Raw genomic sequence first — 18,657 nt, 5'->3', positions numbered from 1 at the left:
AGTTAAGGAAATATCATGGCGCAAGCGCAGTCAGGGATTTGTGCTGAAGCAAACTTGCACGGTTTACATTTATTTTTTAATGTACTTGATGGTCACGATGAGTCATTACGCAAAAAATTAAAATATGTTAGCGCGATTCAAGATGAGTTTGCGGATCAGTTTTCTGAATCTATGCTCTCTAGCGTGGTTGCGGTAGGGGCGCAGTATTGGCCACATATATTGCCAGAATTCCTGCCGAGTCAACTACAGAGTTTTCCTAACATCACCCATAACGATCATGTTATGGGTGCACAGCCATTTGATTTATTTGTACAAATTCGTTCTGACAGAGAAGATGTGAATCACCTGTTTGCGTTACAAGTGCTTAAGTTATTCGCCCCTGATGTTGAGCTTGTTGAGCAAGTAAGAAATTTTCGGTTTCTTGATGGGCGTGATTTTAACGGTTTTATCCTCGGTGGTGATACTCCGCATGGCCGTCAAAAGCGCCTTACTGCACTCATTTATAAACCCGAACACTTTGAAGATCAAGGGAGTTATGTGCATGTGCAACGTTATAAACATGACTTGAGTGTATGGCAAAATCTGCCGCTGAGTGAACAAGAACAAATTATGGGCCGTACGCGCTTAGACAATAAGTTAATAGAGCCGGCACAGGACAACAGTCATGCTACCCGCACTGAACTTAAGAATGAGCAAGGGCAGCCACTGCAGCTAAATCAAAACATGCCGTATGGTGATGTTTATGAGCAAGGGATATTAGCGATCAGCTATGCGGCGCAGGGTAATGCGTTTGAGCAAATGCTATTGAGTAGATTAGGGCAGGGCGATTGCTATGACCACTGGCTCGATTTTACGCAAGCTGATATGGGTTCAGCATTTTTCGCCCCATCAATTAATTTCTTAAAGCAGCTTTAAACTGTATCAAATAGAGTGCGTACGCGCTCTAACGTTACATCAATTTCGGAGATTTTTGCGGGGGCGATAAAAATAGTATCATCACCGGCAATTGTTCCCAGCACACCATCTGCTTTACCTAATGAATCTAATAAACGGGCGATCAGTTGTGCCGCACCTGGGCTGGTGCGAATGATGATCATCATTTCGTTATGCATAATATCAATTACCAACTGACGTAACGGGCTTTTTGCGGTAGGCACCCCCATTTCAGCGGGTAAGCAGTAAACCATTTCTTGTTTGGCATTGCGGGTACGAACGGCGCCAAACTTGCTCAACATGCGTGAAACTTTACTTTGGCTGATATTATCAAAGCCTTGTTCTTTTAAAGCATCGACGATCTCGCCTTGAGAACCAAAATTCTCTTCTTTTAAAAGTGATTTAAAGGCTTTAACTAACGCTTCTTGTTTATCTTGTGGTTGCATGTGGTTGTTCTGCTCTGTTATTTGATGACCTAAATTCTACACAAAAATGAATATTTATGCAGTAGTTGTTTAGCTTTGCGTACTCTTTCGCCGTTGTAAATAAAAAAATTTACAACTATGGTCGAAATTATATGCAAAATAAGCAGGATAAATTTGTCTTTAGGCGTTAATTTCATTATCTTTAGAGCCACAAATATTTCCTACCTCAAATTACGGAGAATTCCAATGAAAGTTGCTGTATTAGGTGCTGCTGGCGGTATCGGCCAAGCGTTGTCTTTATTATTAAAAACAGGCTTACCAGCTGGTTCTGAATTATCACTTTATGATGTTGCTCCAGTTGTTCCTGGTGTTGCTGTTGATCTTTCTCACATCCCAACTGACGTTAAAGTAGCTGGTTTTGGTGCTGACGCACTTGATCAAGCATTAACTGGTTGTGATATCGTTCTTATCCCAGCTGGCATGCCACGTAAGCCTGGTATGGACCGTGCTGATTTATTCAACGTAAATGCTGGTATTATTAAAACGCTAGCTGAAGGCATTGTTGCTAACTGCCCTAAAGCATTAGTGGGTATTATCACTAACCCAGTAAACGGTACTGTGCCAATTGTTGCTGAAGTATTCAAAAAAGCGGGTACTTACGATGCTAAGCGCGTTTTCGGTATCACTACTTTAGATGTGATCCGTTCAGAAGCATTTGTTGCTGAGCTTAAAGGTGTTGATGTGGCTACTGTTAAAGTACCAGTTATTGGTGGTCACTCAGGCACAACGATTCTACCTCTACTTTCTCAAGTTGAAGGTGTTACTTTCACAGATGAAGAAGTTGCTGCACTTACTCCACGTATCCAAAATGCAGGTACTGAAGTAGTAAACGCTAAAGCGGGCGGTGGTTCAGCTACATTATCAATGGGCGCAGCAGCAGCTCGTTTTTGTATGTCTTTAGTTAAAGGTCTACAAGGCGAAGACGTTGTTGATTACGCTTATGTTGCTGTTGAAGGCGGCGATGCTGCATACTTTGCACACCCAGTACGTTTAGGTAAAAACGGCGTAGAAGAAATTCTTGCTTACGGCGAACTAAGCGCATTTGAAGAGCAAGCTAAAAACGACATGCTAGATACGCTGAAAAAAGACATTCAAGAAGGTGTTGATTTCATCAACGCATAAGCTTGATTTACCTCGGCTGTTAGTTGAGGTAAAGATTAAAAAGCCTGCAATTGCAGGCTTTTTTATGCTCGAAGTATTGTGTATTTAATACCGGTTATTAATGACTGCGATCGACCGCTATTCGGGCAAGGCTAATTAAAGCCTCTTTATATGGCGATTCATCTAATACAGCTAAACAGGCAATTGCCTTATCAGCTTCTTCGTTTGCTTTATCCATTGTGAACTCTAGGGCTTTGGTCTGGGTTAGGGCTGTTAAAATCGCCTCTAAATGATCCATACCGTTATTGTGTTCAATGGCATCGCGAATTAACTGTACTTGTTCTTCATTACCGTGACGCATGGCGTAAAGCAAAGGCAGTGTTGGCTTACCTTCAGCTAAATCGTCACCGATATTCTTCCCTAGTTGCTCTGCATCTGCATTGTAATCAAGTACATCATCAACGAGTTGAAAAGCGGTGCCCAAATGCATGCCGTATAAATTGAGTGCTTTTAATGTTGCTGCATCCTGCTCGGTAATAATAGCTGCAAGGCCTGTGGCTGCTTCAAATAACTTTGCAGTCTTAGAGTAAATAACCTGCATATAACTGTCTTCAGTGGTATCAGGGTCATTACAATTCATTAGTTGTAATACTTCGCCTTCGGCAATGACATTGGTGGCATCGGCAAGTATTTGCATCACTTGCATTTTGCCAAGTCCTACCATCAGCTGAAATGAGCGGGTGTAAATAAAGTCACCAACCAACACGCTTGCAGCATTACCAAACTCAGCATTGGCTGTTGGTGTACCGCGACGTAAATTTGATTCATCAACAACATCATCATGTAATAATGTCGCCGTGTGAATAAATTCAACAATAGTTGCTAAAGTGATATGATCTTTGCCTTCATAGCCAAGCGCCTTAGCCGCCAAAATAGCTAACATAGGGCGAACACGCTTGCCGCCACTGTTCACTATATATAAGCCGAGCTGATTGACGAGTGCTACATCAGAGCGCATTTGTGCGTAAATTAGTTGATTGACGTCATTCATATCGTTTTCGATTAACGCCTGGATAGCTTTTATATCCATTGATCTCCGAGCCAAATTTAATGGGTATACGGGGCTGATTGTACAACAAAAAACGGCTTTGCTCGACAGTTTGTGACGATTCGCTGAAAAAACACGGTTATGCAGCTTAATTTAACCTTAATTAGTAAAGATAACTTTTTTATTTAAGAAATTAACGCCAATTCAACATGCTTATTTTTATTCCTTGAGGTAGTTTGCGCATGGTGTAATTTATTTGTCATCAAACGCTAAAAAGGCTTGGCATAATGCCAATTTAATATAAAATGGAGGAAAATATTGAATCGCTCTCAATGCAGCTATTTTTTATTCATTTAATTAATAAAACAGGCTTGCTAGTTTTTGCACATTAGCGTAAACTTCGCGCCCTATTGAATAATATTTTAGTTGCGTCGATTTGAGGGCGCACAGACGGAGTTAATTATGTACGCGGTTTTCCAAAGTGGTGGTAAACAGCACCGTGTGACTGAAGGTCAAACAATTCGTCTTGAGAAATTAGACGTTGAGACTGGTGCAGCAGTTGAATTTGATTCAGTACTTTTAGTTGCTGATGGTGAGAAAATCGAGATCGGTGTACCGTTCGTAAACGGTGGTAAAATAACAGCTGAGGTTGTTTCACATGGTCGCGGTGAGAAGATTAAGGTTGTTAAATTTAGACGCCGTAAGCATTCTCGTAAGCAAATGGGCCATCGTCAATGGTTCACAGAAGTTAAAATCACTGGCATTAGCGCTTAATTAGAGGTACTTAGAAATGGCACATAAAAAAGCAGCTGGTAGTACTCGTAACGGTCGCGATTCAGAAAGCAAACGCCTAGGTGTTAAGCGTTTTGGTGGCGAATCAGTTCTAGCGGGAAGCATCATTGTTCGTCAACGTGGAACTAAATTTCACGCAGGCGTAAACGTAGGTATCGGTAAAGACCACACTATCTTCGCAAAAGCGGATGGTAAAGTTCAATTTGAACAAAAAGGTCCTTTAAACCGTAAATACGTAAGCATCGTATCTGAGTAATCAGAGCCGGTTCTTAAAAAACCCCGCCTTTGCGGGGTTTTTTGTTTTAAGTCTGTTACTAATCTATACCCAAGTGTTTTTTATGCAGAGTGTGCTCTATAGGCCACTTAGGTATATAATAGTGAAATTAACAAGCCAATCCCTAAAGTGAGTAATCATGAAGTTTGTAGATGAAGTAGAAATTCGCGCAGAAGCTGGAGACGGTGGTAGCGGCATTGTATCTTTCCGTCGTGAAAAATATGTCCCAGATGGTGGACCTGACGGGGGTGACGGTGGTGATGGTGGTAGTGTTTATCTACAAGCTGATGAAAACTTAAATACCCTTATTGATTATCAGTTTGAACGTTTTCATAGAGCTGAACGTGGTACAAATGGTCGCAGTCGTAACTGTACCGGCAAAAAGGCTGATGACTTATATGTCATGGTGCCTGTTGGTACGCGCATTACTGATGTGGATACTCAAGAAGGGCTTGGTGATTTAACTCAGCATGGCCAAAGAATTTTGGTTGCAAAAGGCGGTTTCCATGGCTTGGGGAATGCGCGTTTCAAATCAAGTACTAACCGCGCTCCGAGACAAAAAACATTAGGTACGCCAGGTGAAGTACGTAATCTTAAGCTTGAGTTATTGTTATTAGCTGATGTCGGTTTATTAGGCTTACCTAACGCAGGTAAATCGACTTTCATTCGAAGTGTGTCGGCAGCACGCCCTAAAGTGGCTGACTATCCGTTTACTACGCTTATTCCTAATTTAGGTGTGGTGCGCCCAGAAGCAAATAAATCATTTGTGATTGCTGATATTCCAGGTTTGATTGAGGGTGCCTCGGAAGGTGCTGGTTTAGGTATTCGCTTTTTGAAGCATTTAGAACGTTGTCGTGTGCTATTACATATTATTGATGTGATGCCTGTGGATGGCTCAAATCCAGTTGATAATGCATTTGCGATCATTAATGAATTACATCAATATAGTCCTAAGCTAGCAGAAAAACCACGTTGGCTAGTTTTTAATAAAATAGACTTATTACCGGAAGATGAAGCCCAAGCATTATGTGATCAAATTGCAGAAGAGTTAGGTGAGACAGAGAATATTTATCATATCTCAGCAATTAACAAATTGAATACTCAACCGTTAATTCATAACATAATGACACTACTTGAGAGCATGCCAAAAGAAAAGTTTGTACCAGTTGAAGATGAAGAAGTTGAATTCAAATGGGATACTTATCACAGAGATGCTACGAAGAAGAGTAATGACGACGACGATTGGGATAGTTGGGATGATGACGACTATGACGTTGAAGTTATTTATGAACGTTAGTAAAAATTAGAATGTTATAAAAGGAGCTTGTGCTCCTTTTTTCTTGTTTAATGAAAAAGTACTAGGGTATTGATGTGAAAATTTCAATGATTGCAGCCATGGCAAACAATCGCGTAATTGGTCAAGATAATAATATGCCATGGCATTTGCCAGCTGATTTACAGCATTTTAAAGCGGTTACCATGAGTAAGCCGGTGATCATGGGACGTAAAACATTTGAGTCAATTGGCCGTCCGTTGCCTGGTAGACATAATATAGTGATAAGCCGTAATAGCGACTTTGAAGCCACAGGTGTTGATGTGGTGTCATCGCCAGAGGCCGCAATTTCATTGGTTTGCGAATGTGATGAAGTGATGGTGATTGGCGGTGGTAACATATATCAACAGTTCTTAGAGCGTGCGGATACGCTTTATTTAACGTTTATAGATCTTGATGTTAAAGGGGATACTCAATTCCCTGATTATGAGGGCGCCGCCAATTGGCAAGTTGTAGATGAGCAACATAATCAACCTAGTGATAAGAATTTACACGCATATACCTTCGTTACATTGGATAAAATTAAGTAACATTATTGCGAATAGGCTGATAGGTTGGTACAATATTAGCCAACTAAGGTAGTTATAAAGTATTACACAAGGGTATACAATGATTAAATTATCAACATTACTAGTTGTTTCGGCTGTTGTTTCTGGCTCTATAGCTTTCAGTGCGCCTGTTAAAGCGGATGATCAGTTAGCTGTTTCAATCTGTGAATACATAGCTGCGGATGATAAAAATCGTCTACGTGATAAGCTAAAAAGTTCACGTGTTAAAATTCGTAACATATACGATGCTGTACAGTGTAATGGCCTTAATTTACTGCGCCATGCAATTGCTAGTAATGCTGCTGATGCTGGTGAGTACGTTGTGAAAAACTTATCTAAAAGCTCTTTAGAAGATGGTGCTGATATCACATGGGCTGAATCAAACGGCCACGCAGGATCTGCATTAATCCCTGTAATTAAAGATCGTGCAGGATTATAAAAGAAGCAAATTTAATTATAAAAAACCGCGTTCTATCGCGGTTTTTTTATACCTGTTTGATACGCTCTATTTAGCCCGCTAGCTGGATTAAAGTGTTGATTGTTTAGGCCAACTAAGTGTTACCTTTGCACCACCTGTTACATTACTGTTGGCCATAATAACATCTCCACTGTGCCAACTAGCAATGCGTTTTACGATATACAGGCCTAGTCCATAACCGCTGGCAAGGTTATCATTTTCACCTTGTTGGAAGGGGTCGATTAAAGATGTAGCATTGACAGGAAGACCTTGGCCATCATCTTCGACACTTAAATAATAGTGTGTGTTATCTTCTGTAACACTAATATTGATAAGCTTTTTTGCGTATTTTGACGCATTTACCAATAAGTTCTGTACAGCAATAGCTATGTAATTGGCTTCACAGCAGAGTGTTTTAACTTGGCTGTTTTGTACTATTGTTAAATTTTCATACAAGACATATTTTTCTATTTCAGCCTGAATTAATTCTTCGATATTGGTTTTTTCTTGTTCAAAGTGCTGCTGTTGATGTTCAATGCGAGCAAAGTGTAAGTATTGGTCTAACCGTTGTTCTATTTCATCAATATCCTGCTGGATTTGCTCGTTTATTAGGTCATCCTCAGTTAATGATAGAGCAAACCGCATCCGTGTTAATGGCGTACGTATTTCATGCGAAATAATACGCGATAGATCACGGTGTAAATGAATGAATTGCTCTATGCGTTGTGACATCTGTGAAAATGTATTGGCTAGTGGCGCAATTGAAGAGTTGGGTTTTATTGCGGGTTGCATCATTACTGGTTGCTGGCTAAATTGGTCTGCAGCTGTTTGTAAGATGCTTAAATCTCTAAATACGGGTCTTATTAAAATAAGAATAATGCTACCAAGCAAAATATAGAATGCAAAAAAAACAATTAGATTATTATTTTCATGGTGATTTTGCGGGAGAGGGCCAACTCGATATACAAAGCCCGTTCGCTCACTGGGTAGGTAAATAACGCGTTGGTTATTTTGATTGTTAACTGTAATGATCCCTTCAGTTACTAACTGTTTATGTAGCGATTGCGGCAATGCTAAATCAGCATGTGGAATTTCAGCGATCTGTTGCTCCTTATTTGCAATTAATTGCTGAAAATTTTGTACGGTAAACGGTATGCTGGGCGTGTCTTGCTCAAAAAAGTAGTTATATAACTGACCAAAAATAACGACTAAAACAATTAAACTTGCCGTAATAAAAATATAAAGTCGCAAAAATTGCTGAGTCATATGTTGTTCTATTTATTCTCTTCAGTGTTAATAATGTCTAGGCAATAACCTTTACTACGTACAGATTTTATATCTAGAGTGATGCTGCTTTTTTGGTTACTAAATAGCGTAGTTAGTTTTTTTCTTAATCGACTTATTTTTAAGTCAATAGCACGGTCTAAACCGTTATAGTTACGACCAATAACCTGTTTAAAAAGTATTTCCCGTGATACAGGGTGCGGCGCATTTTTTATTAAAAAAGCAATAATCTCGAACTCACTGTCATTTAAGTTTAATGGAAGTCCGGCAAAATAGGCTTCACGTTTGGTCTGATTGAGAGTAAGTGGTTGCTCAATGCTGTCACGTTGTTGGGTCGGATCATTTTGTCGTAAAATTGCATTAATTTTTGCAAGCAAGAGTTCTGGTTTGAGTGGTTTGATCAAATAATCATAGGCACCTAAATTTAGGCCTTTAATGTGAGATTGATCTGAGTCAAGTGCAGTTAGAAAAATGATTGGGCATGTATGTTCAGTACTTAACTGTTGAAATAATTCAAAGCCATTGCCGTCAGGTAGCATAACATCACAAATAATTAAAGCGGGTATAAAGGTTGCTTTATGTTGTTTGTAGTCAGCTACACTGTTAAATACATCGATAGTAAACCCTTGCTTTAATAAGAACAATTGTATTAATTTTGCGAGTTTTAAATCATCTTCAATTAAATAGATATGCATTACAAGCTCCAGCCAAATTGACGTTTCGAACTGTGAGAGTTTTTTTGGTTATAGATGGTTGTTTTTTGTTCTGTTACAACTCGTTGTTCAATAAAAATAGGGTTACTGAGCCGCACTATAATGCCATAGTTTACTCTAATTTGCAGAGGTTCATCGATACTTTCTTGTGAGTTAACGTAGTTAGTTTTATTGATTTGCGCTGTTGCTTTAAATTTCAGTTGCGATTGCATCGCAGCAAGAGGCTTACTGCTTGTATCAGGGCATAAAATCATTATTAAAAACTTTAACGTATACACTTTCAAAACTTAAGTATCAGAGGAATTATTACATAGTCGAATAAGCGGTGGCACAGCTTAAATTATATGGGGTATAGTTTGTTTGCTATACAACATCACCTGACACGGTTTTCTCATAATTATATAGTTTAATCGTATATTATAAGAAGAGACCTGTTCAGGAAAAGTACAATGATGATTGTTGTTACCATCGTGAGCTCATTATCGCTAACTCTATTATTCACTATTATCCAGCAGGAGTTAACCTATGCTACATAATGATACAGTTTTGAGTTTTCGTTAACCGAGGAAGAGTTAGTAAGTGGGTAATGAAAGTATTTTTATCGATTTGCTTTTTTTGAAACAAAAGTTTAACAGATTCGACCTCTATTACATTTTTATCTGGTAGAATAGGCAGGTTATAAGCAGTTTAAGCAGTGAACAACTATGTTAAGTCCTTTTTATCAGCAACATGCTGATCATATCTCTATATCGCGTGAGCAAGGCTGTCGTTTCGCAAAATGTGTAGCCGATGATTACAACCCGCTACACGATAAAGACGCAAAGAAGTTTTGTGTTCCTGGAGATTTACTTTTTTCATTGGTATTAAATCAGTATGGTATCAGTGAAAAAATGGAATTTACCTTCGCAGGCATGGTTGATGAGACTACCAAACTCAGCTTCCCTGAAGGCGCCGATGAGTTTGATATTACCAGCGGCGAAAAAGTCATGTTAAAGGTAAAGCGTGACGGTAAAACCAGTCAGTGTCAAACACTCACCGATAGCCTAATCAAGAATTACGTTGAGTTTTCCGGCACCACTTTCCCGCATGTGATTATTCCACTTATGGGTAAGCAAGATGTAATGATTAACCCAGCTCGCCCTATGGTTATCTATGAATCAATGTTAATTAACCTTGATACATTAGACATTCATGCACCTACGTTAGAGTTTGCCGAGCCGAGTTTTGAATATACCGGTAAACGCGGAAAAATTACCTTACGTTTCAACTTACTTGAAGAAGGTAAAAAAGTAGGGAATGGTGAAAAACACATGCTAGTGTCTGGTATTCGTGAATATTGCCAAGATACTGTTGATGATCTTATTTCGTTTTATAATCAGCGTAAAGAAACGCTTAAGCCCGTTGCATAAGCAACACGAACTTGAAGATTTAAATGAAGGCGCGCAAGCGCCTTTTTTGTTACTTATTTTGTGCGTACAATAGCGCCATTATTAGTTATTTCAAGTCAATGCTATGTCTGCTGCAACCTTTACGGATCTTCATCTCGACCCTTTACTGCTTAAAGCGCTTGAGCTCAATGAATATCAAACGCCTACGGCTATTCAACTACAAGCCATTCCATTAATTTTAGCCGGTCACGATGTGATGGGCAGTGCACAAACGGGCACAGGTAAGACAGCGGCATTTGTACTTCCTTTACTACACAAGCTATTAACAAGCGAGAAAAAAGATGAGCAAGGTACGGCGCGGATACTAATTTTAACGCCTACCCGAGAGCTTGCTCAGCAAGTATTTGCCAGCTTTGAAAAGTACGCGCAAGGGTCTGATATTAAAGGGGCATTAGCCTATGGTGGCGCAAGCATTGGCCCGCAAGTTAAAGTAATGAAAGACGCGCAAGTGGTGGTTGCAACGCCAGGACGATTACTTGATCACATCATCAAAGGCAGTATTAAACTCTCAAGCGTAGATTCTTTGGTATTTGATGAAGCTGATCGTATGCTAGACATGGGCTTTATTGATGAAATTAAGCGAATTTTGCGCCATGTACCAAGTGATCGGCAAACCTTATTATTCTCAGCGACTTTTGATGACAGCGTGTTTGAACTGAGTAAAAAGTTACTTAAAGATCCTAAATTAATTGAAGTTGATAAGCGTAACTCGGCTGCTGTCGAAGTTGAACAAGTGATTTACGCGGTTGATGAAGATCGTAAACGTGAGCTAGTTTCACACATGATTGGTATGAAAAATTGGCGCCAAGTGCTTATTTTCACACGTACTAAACAAATGGCCGACAAACTTGCTAAAGAAATGTGCAAAGATGGCCTGAAAACAGAATCTATCCATGGTGATAAATCACAAGGCGCACGTGATAGAGCATTACAGAGCTTTAAAGAAGGTACGACCCGTGTACTCGTTGCTACCGATGTCGCTGCTCGCGGCTTAGATATTAGCTCATTAAAGTATGTGATTAACTTTGAACTACCATATATAGCAGAAGACTACGTACACCGCATTGGCCGTACTGGCCGTGCAGGTGAACAAGGTTTAGCTATGTCACTGGTGAGTCTTGATGAACAGTGGCTACTAGAAGAAATTGAAGTATTATTAGATACCCGTCTTACTCCGCAGTGGTTGACCGGCTATGAGCCCGACCCAAACAAAAAGCCTAAAGATAATCGAAAAAATACGAATAAATCGCGAAAAGAACGGGATAAAAAGCGAATTTTAGGTAAAAAAAGTTCAAACCGACGCCGATAAGTTTCTTATACTTAAAGCTCTGCAACTAGCTTGAGTAAGTAGTATGTTTAAAACTAATCAGTGGGTGTTCTCAGGAAAAGACAGTCAAATATCTTTACAAAAGTGGCAAAAGACAGTCGATTTAATGACTGAATTATTTTCAGCCCCAGCAGGATTTGTTGTTCAAGCTACTGACGCTGGCTACCGGATTGTAGTTGCCAGCGAACAACGAGAAAACCCGTATAAAGCAGGGGAGGTCGTGCCACTTGATACAAATATTTTTTGTAAAAAAGTGGTGCAAGACAACCAAGCTTTATATGTGAATCATGCAAGTAAAGATGATATTTGGTTAGACAATCCAGAGGTAACGCAAGACGGGTTTGAGTCATACCTAGGTTTGCCGATCCATTGGCCTGATGGTGAAGTGTTTGGCACTTTTTGTGTCATGGACTTTGAACAAACGGATTATCAGCGCAATTACTTGGAATTAATCAAGCAACTCAGAGACATGGTTGAAGATGATTTAGCATTAATAAACAGTTTTGTGCAAATGCGCGAAATCGCAATGTTAGATCCACTCACTCATATTTATAACCGCCGAGCTCTGAACTTACTCGCCCAACAAAAGCTCAGTTTATCAGGCCGATTAGGCTTTGATGTGTGTTGTTTATTCATTGATATAAATGATTTTAAAAAACTAAACGACAACTATGGCCATGAAATTGGTGATCAAGCCTTAATGACACTCGCCAAAACGCTAAAGTCTCATTTGCGTGATGCTGATATTATTGGTCGTTTAGGCGGGGATGAGTTTGTTGCGTTGATTCAGATTTCTGACAAACGATTAATTAGTCATGTGATAGATAAAATAATTAATGCTTACCAAGCAGAGCTTGCAGATAAAAACCTACCAAATTTAACCTTGAGCATAGGACGTAGTTTTAACTCTTCAGAAAAAGAGTCGTTCGAGGCATTACTTGATATGGCAGATAAAGATATGTATAGCGTAAAACAAGCGTTTAAGTTAGCCAAAAAACCTTAAAACCTCACAGGACAGGCAGCTAAGAGCGAAAGCAGGCACTGAAAAAGTTAAATTTATTCCTGCTTATTTGAGTCGGAGCCTAATTTTGTCCGATAACATTATTAAACGCCGTATTGGGGCAAAATAACACGCTTAATCCTAGCTGTTTTAATTATTTGTTTACAAAGGTAATTATTGGTGAAATTATCAGGGTATGTAATATACCCCGTTTTGGTGTGTTATAAACCACCAAAATGGTGTTCAATAAGCGTTAGGGTTTTCGGAAGTCTTGGGCATTTATGGATAAAAATTTAGCGTTGAAATATCAAAGTTACATGGAAGACGTAGCTCCAAATGTAATAACTATTTTAAGAGCCCATCTTATTATTGAGGAGCAGCTAAATCAGATTTTAGAAATTATTGCTTTTGATTATTCTTCACTGTGTAAAGCAAAGCTTAGTTTTTCTCAATTGGTTCGTATTGTTCAAGCTTTTTTGGATGATCCTTGCCATCCCAATTTATTTCCATCAATAGTTAACTTAAATAAATTGAGAAACATGATTGCTCACAATCTGGAACCATGTGATTTGGAGAAGCAAATTACTAAATTTATTACATCCGCTTCAAATGGCATTGAAAAAGATATTGAGTTAGAAGAAGGTGAATCAATAAATTTAGAATTTTGCCTTGGGTTAATTATGGGGCAGTTAAGTGCAACTATTGAGTCAATAAAACCCTAACAAGAAATTAAACAAGGACAAAAAACAGTTGGTTTTTGCTCCTGCGTCGCTTATTTTAACCAACTATTTTTTGCCTGTTAATTAGGCGTTGCCCGTGTTACCCATGATTATTGAATTTAAAGTAGGAATTAATGGTTAAAGCAAAAGTAAAAAAAGAAAAATCTAAAATCTCTAGGTTTAATTATCAATTACAAAAGTTGCATATATCGAGCCTCAAGGGTATCAAAGATTTTACTTTGGAATTTGAAACCGATAAGCGAGTTACAGCAGTTGTTGGTATAAACGGGTCTGGCAAGTCGACATTAATTCATGCATTAGCATGTACCTTTAAACCTAAAGGTAAACAAACCTCTAAAGACTTTAATCGCCTTTCGCACTTTTTTACTCCAAATAAAGATGCCAGCTGGGACGGTAGTGAATATAGCGTAGAATTTAACTACCAAGAATTAAACCCTTCAAAAGAACCAAAAATAACTAATAAAACTTACACTGAGAAATACTATAAAAAGCCAGGGGTAAAACAAGGTCGTTGGTTACCTATATATGCTAGGCGACATGAAAGAGAGTCTGTTTATATTGGTTTACATGAACTTTCTACATTAAGTGAAGATAAAAATGCTGGCAGGTATAAAGAATATGAAACAGAAGATCTTGCACATGAATCGGCAGATAAAATCAAATCTGACATGGTATATATCCTAGGAAGAAGTTACGAAAAGTTAAGTAGTTGCATAATCAAAAAGAGCGGAAAAATTCACACAATGTTCGGTCTAACTCATAATGGTATAACGTACAGTGAACACTCTATGGGGGCTGGTGAAAAAAGAGTGTTAAGTATGCTCTATGCATTACATAGCCCATTAATTTCTAATGGAGGTTTACTTTTAATAGATGAAGCCGACGTCTTATTGCATGGTGTCGCTTTTAAAAGATTAGTCGAACGAATTATTCAACGCTCTGAAGAAAATAAAATTGAAGTCGTCTTTTCTACTCATCGAGAAACTATCTCTGAATTTAGTAGTGATGTTAATATTTTTGGTATTTTGAATACAGGAAATGGGGTAATTGCTATGCCCCATACTAATCCTCAAGTTATGCACCAATTAACTGGAACATTGTCCCACCCATATCAAATTTGTGTAGAAGATGCTCTCGCTGAAGAAATGATTCTTAATTTAGTTTATAGGATGCACTTACAAACACATGTTAGAGTAAGTAAATTTGGAGCATGGTCGAACGCTTTTGCAATCCTCGCCGGAAAGAAGCTTATGGGGCAGGATATAACAAATACAATTTGTGTACTTGATGGAGATGTATGTAGAGATCTTGAAAGTCGAGAATCAGAATGTAAGCGCCATTTAAATGGCGATGACCGTGCTCAAGACCGTTCCGAGATTGTAAATCAAATAAAAGAATTCAAGATCTCCCACTTTGCGCCAGATGGTGAAAAAGGGAGCCCAGAGTACAATATCAAAATTTTGTTTGAAAATTCAGAGAGCACTGATGAGAGAATTAAAGAGCTTCAAATGTATTCAAAAAGTATCCAAGGATACGATGATTGGCATATATACTTTGAAAAAATGACCGAACTCTCTGGTCAAAGGCAGGTTCGAGAAAAAATATTAAATTTTCTAGAAGAAACTGACGAATGGGCTGAATATACTGAGGAAATACGAAATTGGCTTAGTGATAAATATGCCGAACTTGGCTAGGCACTTAATCGGGTAGCCGGAGGTCTCTTCCAGCCCCCACACCACCTATCATGCGCTTTTTATTTGCAGGAAGTGAAATGGGCGGTTCATCCCCCGTAATGAATATTGCTCCAAATAACTCTTAATGACGCTAAACCTTGTGACGCTAGATAGTCATTGCCTATCGCAATGTTAATTCCTTTTGTTTTTGAGCTGTGACAAGGGCCTTCGCTTCCAAGCGCCTACTTTTGGTACTGGTGATACCACAAGCTATGGCGAGTCGTTCGCTAACACCCAATTTCATTAAACTGCGTACTTTAGTGCGTGCTACTCCCTTATAAAGAGCGCCATTGCCGCCAGTAGCACATTCTTATCCTACGGCGGATCCAGTGATCTAAATCTACCATTAAGTAATTAAAATAAAGGTAAAAAATAGACAGCCTAATGGGGCGGCTGCATTTATTGAAGCAATGGCAAACGTCTAGGCTTTATAGAGCCTGCTCTCATTTAAATAAACAGCTGAATATTACCGCTAATAAAGGCATGAGCAAGTTAACCTTACGCGGACAAACGAAAGTGAATGCCCTCACTTCACTCTGCGGCAACTGTATTGCTTAGTTCATAACATAGAAAAGCAGCAAAACACGATGCATTAATAAAGGTAAGCTGCTACCTCTGACAAATAAGCCACTTAAACACCTGTCATACATTCCAAAACGCCCATTAGAGCAACAGTAAATCCACTTTTTATATTTTTTACGTGAAAGTCAGATGTCGATTGAATCAAAATAGGAACTCGGCTATGGTAAATGCATCAATAAAAATAAATTAAAAACGAGTTAATCTACAGGCTCGTTAGCTGCCAATAGGTAAATTTGAAGTTGGACAATAAATTGACGATTAAACAAGCTCATATCATCTGGATAGCATCTATCGTAAATATCGGTATTGGCATTATTATTCCTGGCTTTGATGTTCTTTCAAAAAGTATCAGCCACGTAGCCCTTGAAGCACCGATATTCGCTTTTATACACAGAACAATGGATATAGTGATTGGCCTTTCGATGTCACTGTTTGCAGTCGGTCTTTTCAAAATAAGCCCACACAAGTTCTCCGCAGCCTCACTCACTACTTTGCTCCTTGGTTGTAGCATGGTCAGTGCAGGGATTTGGACTTTGGAGTCACCACTTCATTTATTGTACAACTTATCAATCTTTATGATTCTTATACCTGTTTGTACGGCGCTAGAATTTAAGAACATTGTCAAATCGTCAAAATTTGAAGCATTTTGTGTTCTGTTATCTTTATTTCATGTCTTAATGTTTTGGTTAATTTATGCGGGGTTTATTCCTCAATCTTATAATGGCCTAATACAAAGAATTTGGGCCGTACCAACAATGGGATGGTTCGGTTACGCGGCATGGCAGCTAACAAGGCGCTAAACTCGCTCCCTTCGGTCGCTGGGACAATAACACTGCGGTGCTGCGCACTTTATCGCAGTATTATTGCTCGTTAGCTTAGCGTTAGCATTCAAATCATATGAGTCACATATTTAATGAGTAGATTAGTATTAATTACTTTCGTATTGTTCAGTCAAGTTGCTTATTCCAGTACTAGCGTTTGTCATGGCACTACTTCAAATGGAAGTTTAGAGAATGGTGTTGAATTACCAAGTGATGGAAATAATTTCGTCAGTTATAGTACTGTTGCAAGACTAGCAGGCAGAACTTATGTGCATTCTACCGTCAAATCTATCATTATAAACTCTTATAAAAACTTAGAAGAAACTATGCCAAATACTGTATATAAATATGCAGAAACTGGATACGAAAGCGGTGGGAAATTCCGCCCTCATAAAACGCATCAAAATGGTTTGTCTGTAGACTTTATGACACCAGTGAAAAATGAGAAAGGTCAATCAGATCATTTGCCTACAAACCCTTTTAATAAGTTCGGCTACAATATTGAATTTGATTCTTCAGGTAAATACGAAGAGTTTACAATCGATTATGATGCATTAGCAGCTCATATTGTCGAGTTGGACAAAGAGTCTAAAAAGCAAGGTGTTGGTTTGTGGCGGGTGATATTTGATCCAGAATTACAGCCACATTTGTTTAAAACTAAGCATTCTGAATACCTTAAAACGAACATTCAGTTTTCTAAAAAACGGTCTTGGGTACGCCATGATGAACACTATCATGTTGATTTCGAAGTTCCGTGTAGATGAATGCTAATCGGGTAGCCGGAGGTCTCCTCCAGCCCACACCACCCATCATGCGCTTTTGATTAACAGGAAACGCAATGTTAATTCCTTTTGTTTTTGAGCTTCGACAAGGACCCTCGCTTGCAAGCGCCTACTTTTGGTACTGGTGATACCACATGCAATGGTGAGTCGTTCGCTAACACCCAATTTCATTAAACTGCGTACTTTAGTGCGTGCTGTACCTTATAAATAGCGTCATTACCACGTAAATACTTCGTGGGTCTAGAATCTGTATTACTCTAAAGCGCAGCGCCTCTGAACCTCTTTGTGAATAATTTACCAAACTTTTTTGCACAAAGAGAAGGGAATGAGAAGTAAATGAGGGAAACTTAGCGCTTAGTATTGGCATGGTTAAACCATCAATAAAAATTAATTTTAAACGAGTTATGCTACAGGCCCGTTAGCCGTTTTTCACAAAACTTGCGTTTATCATCAAAAAGGTATATTTTTTACTCAATGTATATTTTTGAATATGATCCTAATAAAAGCCAAATTAATCTCGATAAACATGGTATCGATTTTGAGGAAGCTAAATTACTGTGGAATGATCCTGACTTACTCGAGATCCCTGCGAATACCAGCGATGAAGCTCGCTTTGTGATAATCGCATTTCACAACGGAAAACATTGGTCAGCTGTAATAACCTATAGAGATAGTAATATCCGTATAATTTCAGTTAGACGTTCAAGAACTAGTGAGGTTAAATTTTATGAAAGCTTCTGATTTCGATAAAGAATTTGATGATGGCAGTGAGATTCTTGCTAATCTTGATTTATCTCAAGCTAAACGAACAAAACAAACAACTAAAAGGGTTAATGTTGATTTTCCTGAATGGATGCTCGATTCGCTAGATCGTGAAGCTAGTCGTGTTGGTGTAACAAGGCAGTCAATTATCAAAGTTTGGCTCGCTGAGCGTATAGAGAACTTGAACCACCATAATATGAAACACGACTAATCGGGTAGCAAGAGGTCTCCTCCAGCCTCTACCACCCATCATGCGCTTTTTATTAACAGGAAGTGCAATCGGCGGTTCATCTCCAAGCGCCTAGTTTGGGGCTGGTGATATCACATGCTATGGCAAGTAGGGCCTAAAATCTGTATTACTCTTAAGCGCAGCGTCTCTTAACCTCTTTGTGAATAATTCACTAAGTTTTTTGCACAAAAAGAAGGAAACGAAGCTAAATACTTGAGCTGGCTTATTCTATGTCGCTTATCATTATTGCCCGAAGCCCGAAGCC

At 38.9% G+C, this 18,657-nt stretch carries 21 protein-coding genes and 2 pseudogenes; 17 read left to right on the top strand and 6 right to left on the bottom strand.

Going from position 1 to position 18,657, the window contains the following annotated elements; translation table 11 throughout:
• The first annotated feature begins 15 nt into the window (after nucleotides 1-15).
• On the top strand, nucleotides 16-915 hold the full coding sequence (locus CWB85_RS15295; protein ID WP_138555358.1) for a Dyp-type peroxidase: 900 nt from the start codon (nucleotides 16-18) through the stop codon (nucleotides 913-915).
• Here CWB85_RS15295 and argR read toward each other — a convergent pair.
• Nucleotides 912-1,379, bottom strand: coding sequence for a transcriptional regulator ArgR (gene argR / locus CWB85_RS15290; RefSeq protein WP_016708605.1), 468 nt, complete (start codon nucleotides 1,377-1,379; stop codon nucleotides 912-914). The two genes, CWB85_RS15295 and argR, sit on opposite strands and share 4 nt — an antisense overlap.
• A gap of 225 nt (nucleotides 1,380-1,604) precedes the next feature.
• Here argR and mdh point away from each other — a divergent pair, with 225 nt between their 5' ends.
• Entirely contained in the window at nucleotides 1,605-2,540 is a 936-nt protein-coding gene (mdh, locus tag CWB85_RS15285; protein ID WP_016708606.1) for a malate dehydrogenase, read from the top strand.
• Nucleotides 2,541-2,637: 97 nt separating this feature from the next.
• Here the strand turns inward: mdh and ispB are convergent, their stop codons facing one another.
• Nucleotides 2,638-3,609 (bottom strand): octaprenyl diphosphate synthase, encoded by a 972-nt coding sequence (gene ispB, locus CWB85_RS15280; protein WP_016708607.1) that lies wholly within the window; start codon nucleotides 3,607-3,609, stop codon nucleotides 2,638-2,640.
• A 420-nt stretch (nucleotides 3,610-4,029) separates the two neighbouring features.
• Here ispB and rplU point away from each other — a divergent pair, with 420 nt between their 5' ends.
• The 5 genes from rplU (at nucleotide 4,030) to CWB85_RS15255 (ending at nucleotide 6,953) form a co-directional block, all read left to right on the top strand.
• The gene (gene rplU / locus CWB85_RS15275) at nucleotides 4,030-4,341 is read left to right on the top strand and encodes a 50S ribosomal protein L21 (RefSeq protein ID WP_006794538.1); all 312 of its coding nucleotides are present in this window, start codon (nucleotides 4,030-4,032) and stop codon (nucleotides 4,339-4,341) included.
• A 16-nt stretch (nucleotides 4,342-4,357) separates the two neighbouring features.
• Nucleotides 4,358-4,615 carry a 50S ribosomal protein L27 gene (gene rpmA / locus CWB85_RS15270; RefSeq protein ID WP_016708608.1) on the top strand — a complete coding sequence of 86 codons (258 nt, stop codon included), beginning with the start codon at nucleotides 4,358-4,360 and terminating at the stop codon, nucleotides 4,613-4,615.
• A 157-nt stretch (nucleotides 4,616-4,772) separates the two neighbouring features.
• Complete coding sequence (gene cgtA, locus CWB85_RS15265; protein WP_016708609.1) at nucleotides 4,773-5,930, top strand: Obg family GTPase CgtA; 1,158 nt, start codon at nucleotides 4,773-4,775, stop codon at nucleotides 5,928-5,930.
• A 74-nt stretch (nucleotides 5,931-6,004) separates the two neighbouring features.
• Nucleotides 6,005-6,496 carry a type 3 dihydrofolate reductase gene (gene folA / locus CWB85_RS15260; RefSeq protein ID WP_016708610.1) on the top strand — a complete coding sequence of 164 codons (492 nt, stop codon included), beginning with the start codon at nucleotides 6,005-6,007 and terminating at the stop codon, nucleotides 6,494-6,496.
• 79 nt (nucleotides 6,497-6,575) lie between these two features.
• Entirely contained in the window at nucleotides 6,576-6,953 is a 378-nt protein-coding gene (locus CWB85_RS15255) for a DUF3718 domain-containing protein (RefSeq protein WP_016708611.1), read from the top strand.
• A gap of 87 nt (nucleotides 6,954-7,040) precedes the next feature.
• Here CWB85_RS15255 and CWB85_RS15250 read toward each other — a convergent pair whose 3' ends face one another.
• The 3 genes from CWB85_RS15250 to CWB85_RS15240 are packed head-to-tail and all read right to left on the bottom strand — an operon-like array spanning nucleotide 7,041 to nucleotide 9,222.
• Nucleotides 7,041-8,237, bottom strand: a complete 1,197-nt coding sequence (locus tag CWB85_RS15250) for a sensor histidine kinase (RefSeq protein WP_138555357.1) — start codon at nucleotides 8,235-8,237, stop codon at nucleotides 7,041-7,043.
• A gap of 8 nt (nucleotides 8,238-8,245) precedes the next feature.
• The gene (locus CWB85_RS15245; protein WP_138555356.1) at nucleotides 8,246-8,950 is read right to left on the bottom strand and encodes a response regulator transcription factor; all 705 of its coding nucleotides are present in this window, start codon (nucleotides 8,948-8,950) and stop codon (nucleotides 8,246-8,248) included.
• Nucleotides 8,950-9,222 (bottom strand): hypothetical protein, encoded by a 273-nt coding sequence (locus CWB85_RS15240; protein WP_138555355.1) that lies wholly within the window; start codon nucleotides 9,220-9,222, stop codon nucleotides 8,950-8,952. Before CWB85_RS15240 ends, CWB85_RS15245 begins: the two co-directional genes overlap by 1 nt.
• 450 nt (nucleotides 9,223-9,672) lie before the next feature.
• On the opposite strand from CWB85_RS15240, the gene CWB85_RS15235 reads away from it, so the two are divergent.
• From CWB85_RS15235 to CWB85_RS15215, 5 genes are all read left to right on the top strand, one after another.
• Complete coding sequence (locus CWB85_RS15235; protein WP_016708615.1) at nucleotides 9,673-10,377, top strand: DUF3581 domain-containing protein; 705 nt, start codon at nucleotides 9,673-9,675, stop codon at nucleotides 10,375-10,377.
• A gap of 103 nt (nucleotides 10,378-10,480) precedes the next feature.
• Nucleotides 10,481-11,725 carry a DEAD/DEAH box helicase gene (locus CWB85_RS15230; protein ID WP_138555354.1) on the top strand — a complete coding sequence of 415 codons (1,245 nt, stop codon included), beginning with the start codon at nucleotides 10,481-10,483 and terminating at the stop codon, nucleotides 11,723-11,725.
• Nucleotides 11,726-11,768: 43 nt separating this feature from the next.
• The gene (locus CWB85_RS15225; protein ID WP_138555353.1) at nucleotides 11,769-12,746 is read left to right on the top strand and encodes a sensor domain-containing diguanylate cyclase; all 978 of its coding nucleotides are present in this window, start codon (nucleotides 11,769-11,771) and stop codon (nucleotides 12,744-12,746) included.
• Between the two features lie 278 nt (nucleotides 12,747-13,024).
• Nucleotides 13,025-13,465, top strand: coding sequence for a hypothetical protein (locus CWB85_RS15220; RefSeq protein ID WP_138555352.1), 441 nt, complete (start codon nucleotides 13,025-13,027; stop codon nucleotides 13,463-13,465).
• Between the two features lie 131 nt (nucleotides 13,466-13,596).
• Complete coding sequence (locus tag CWB85_RS15215) at nucleotides 13,597-15,177, top strand: AAA family ATPase (RefSeq protein ID WP_138555351.1); 1,581 nt, start codon at nucleotides 13,597-13,599, stop codon at nucleotides 15,175-15,177.
• Nucleotides 15,178-15,263: 86 nt separating this feature from the next.
• Here CWB85_RS15215 and CWB85_RS22825 read toward each other — a convergent pair.
• Nucleotides 15,264-15,560: pseudogene (locus CWB85_RS22825) on the bottom strand (hypothetical protein); the annotation flags it as partial.
• Nucleotides 15,561-15,678: 118 nt separating this feature from the next.
• On the opposite strand from CWB85_RS22825, the pseudogene CWB85_RS23045 reads away from it, so the two are divergent.
• The 5 genes and pseudogenes from CWB85_RS23045 to brnA form a co-directional block, all read left to right on the top strand.
• Nucleotides 15,679-15,812, top strand: a pseudogene (locus CWB85_RS23045) (transposase); the annotation flags it as partial.
• 237 nt (nucleotides 15,813-16,049) lie between these two features.
• Complete coding sequence (locus CWB85_RS15200) at nucleotides 16,050-16,598, top strand: DUF998 domain-containing protein (RefSeq protein ID WP_249314888.1); 549 nt, start codon at nucleotides 16,050-16,052, stop codon at nucleotides 16,596-16,598.
• Nucleotides 16,599-16,711: 113 nt separating this feature from the next.
• A complete protein-coding gene (locus CWB85_RS15195; protein WP_016708629.1) occupies nucleotides 16,712-17,383 on the top strand; it encodes a penicillin-insensitive murein endopeptidase in 672 nt (223 codons plus the stop codon).
• Between the two features lie 492 nt (nucleotides 17,384-17,875).
• On the top strand, nucleotides 17,876-18,142 hold the full coding sequence (locus CWB85_RS15185) for a BrnT family toxin (RefSeq protein WP_016708630.1): 267 nt from the start codon (nucleotides 17,876-17,878) through the stop codon (nucleotides 18,140-18,142).
• Nucleotides 18,129-18,374 (top strand): type II toxin-antitoxin system BrnA family antitoxin, encoded by a 246-nt coding sequence (gene brnA / locus CWB85_RS15180; protein ID WP_138555349.1) that lies wholly within the window; start codon nucleotides 18,129-18,131, stop codon nucleotides 18,372-18,374. Before CWB85_RS15185 ends, brnA begins: the two co-directional genes overlap by 14 nt.
• Nucleotides 18,375-18,657 lie beyond the last annotated feature (283 nt).

This window comes from Pseudoalteromonas sp. S1727, assembly GCF_005886375.1.
GTDB classification, from domain to species: domain Bacteria; phylum Pseudomonadota; class Gammaproteobacteria; order Enterobacterales; family Alteromonadaceae; genus Pseudoalteromonas; species Pseudoalteromonas haloplanktis.
This window is presented reverse-complemented; position numbering and strand designations above follow the sequence as displayed.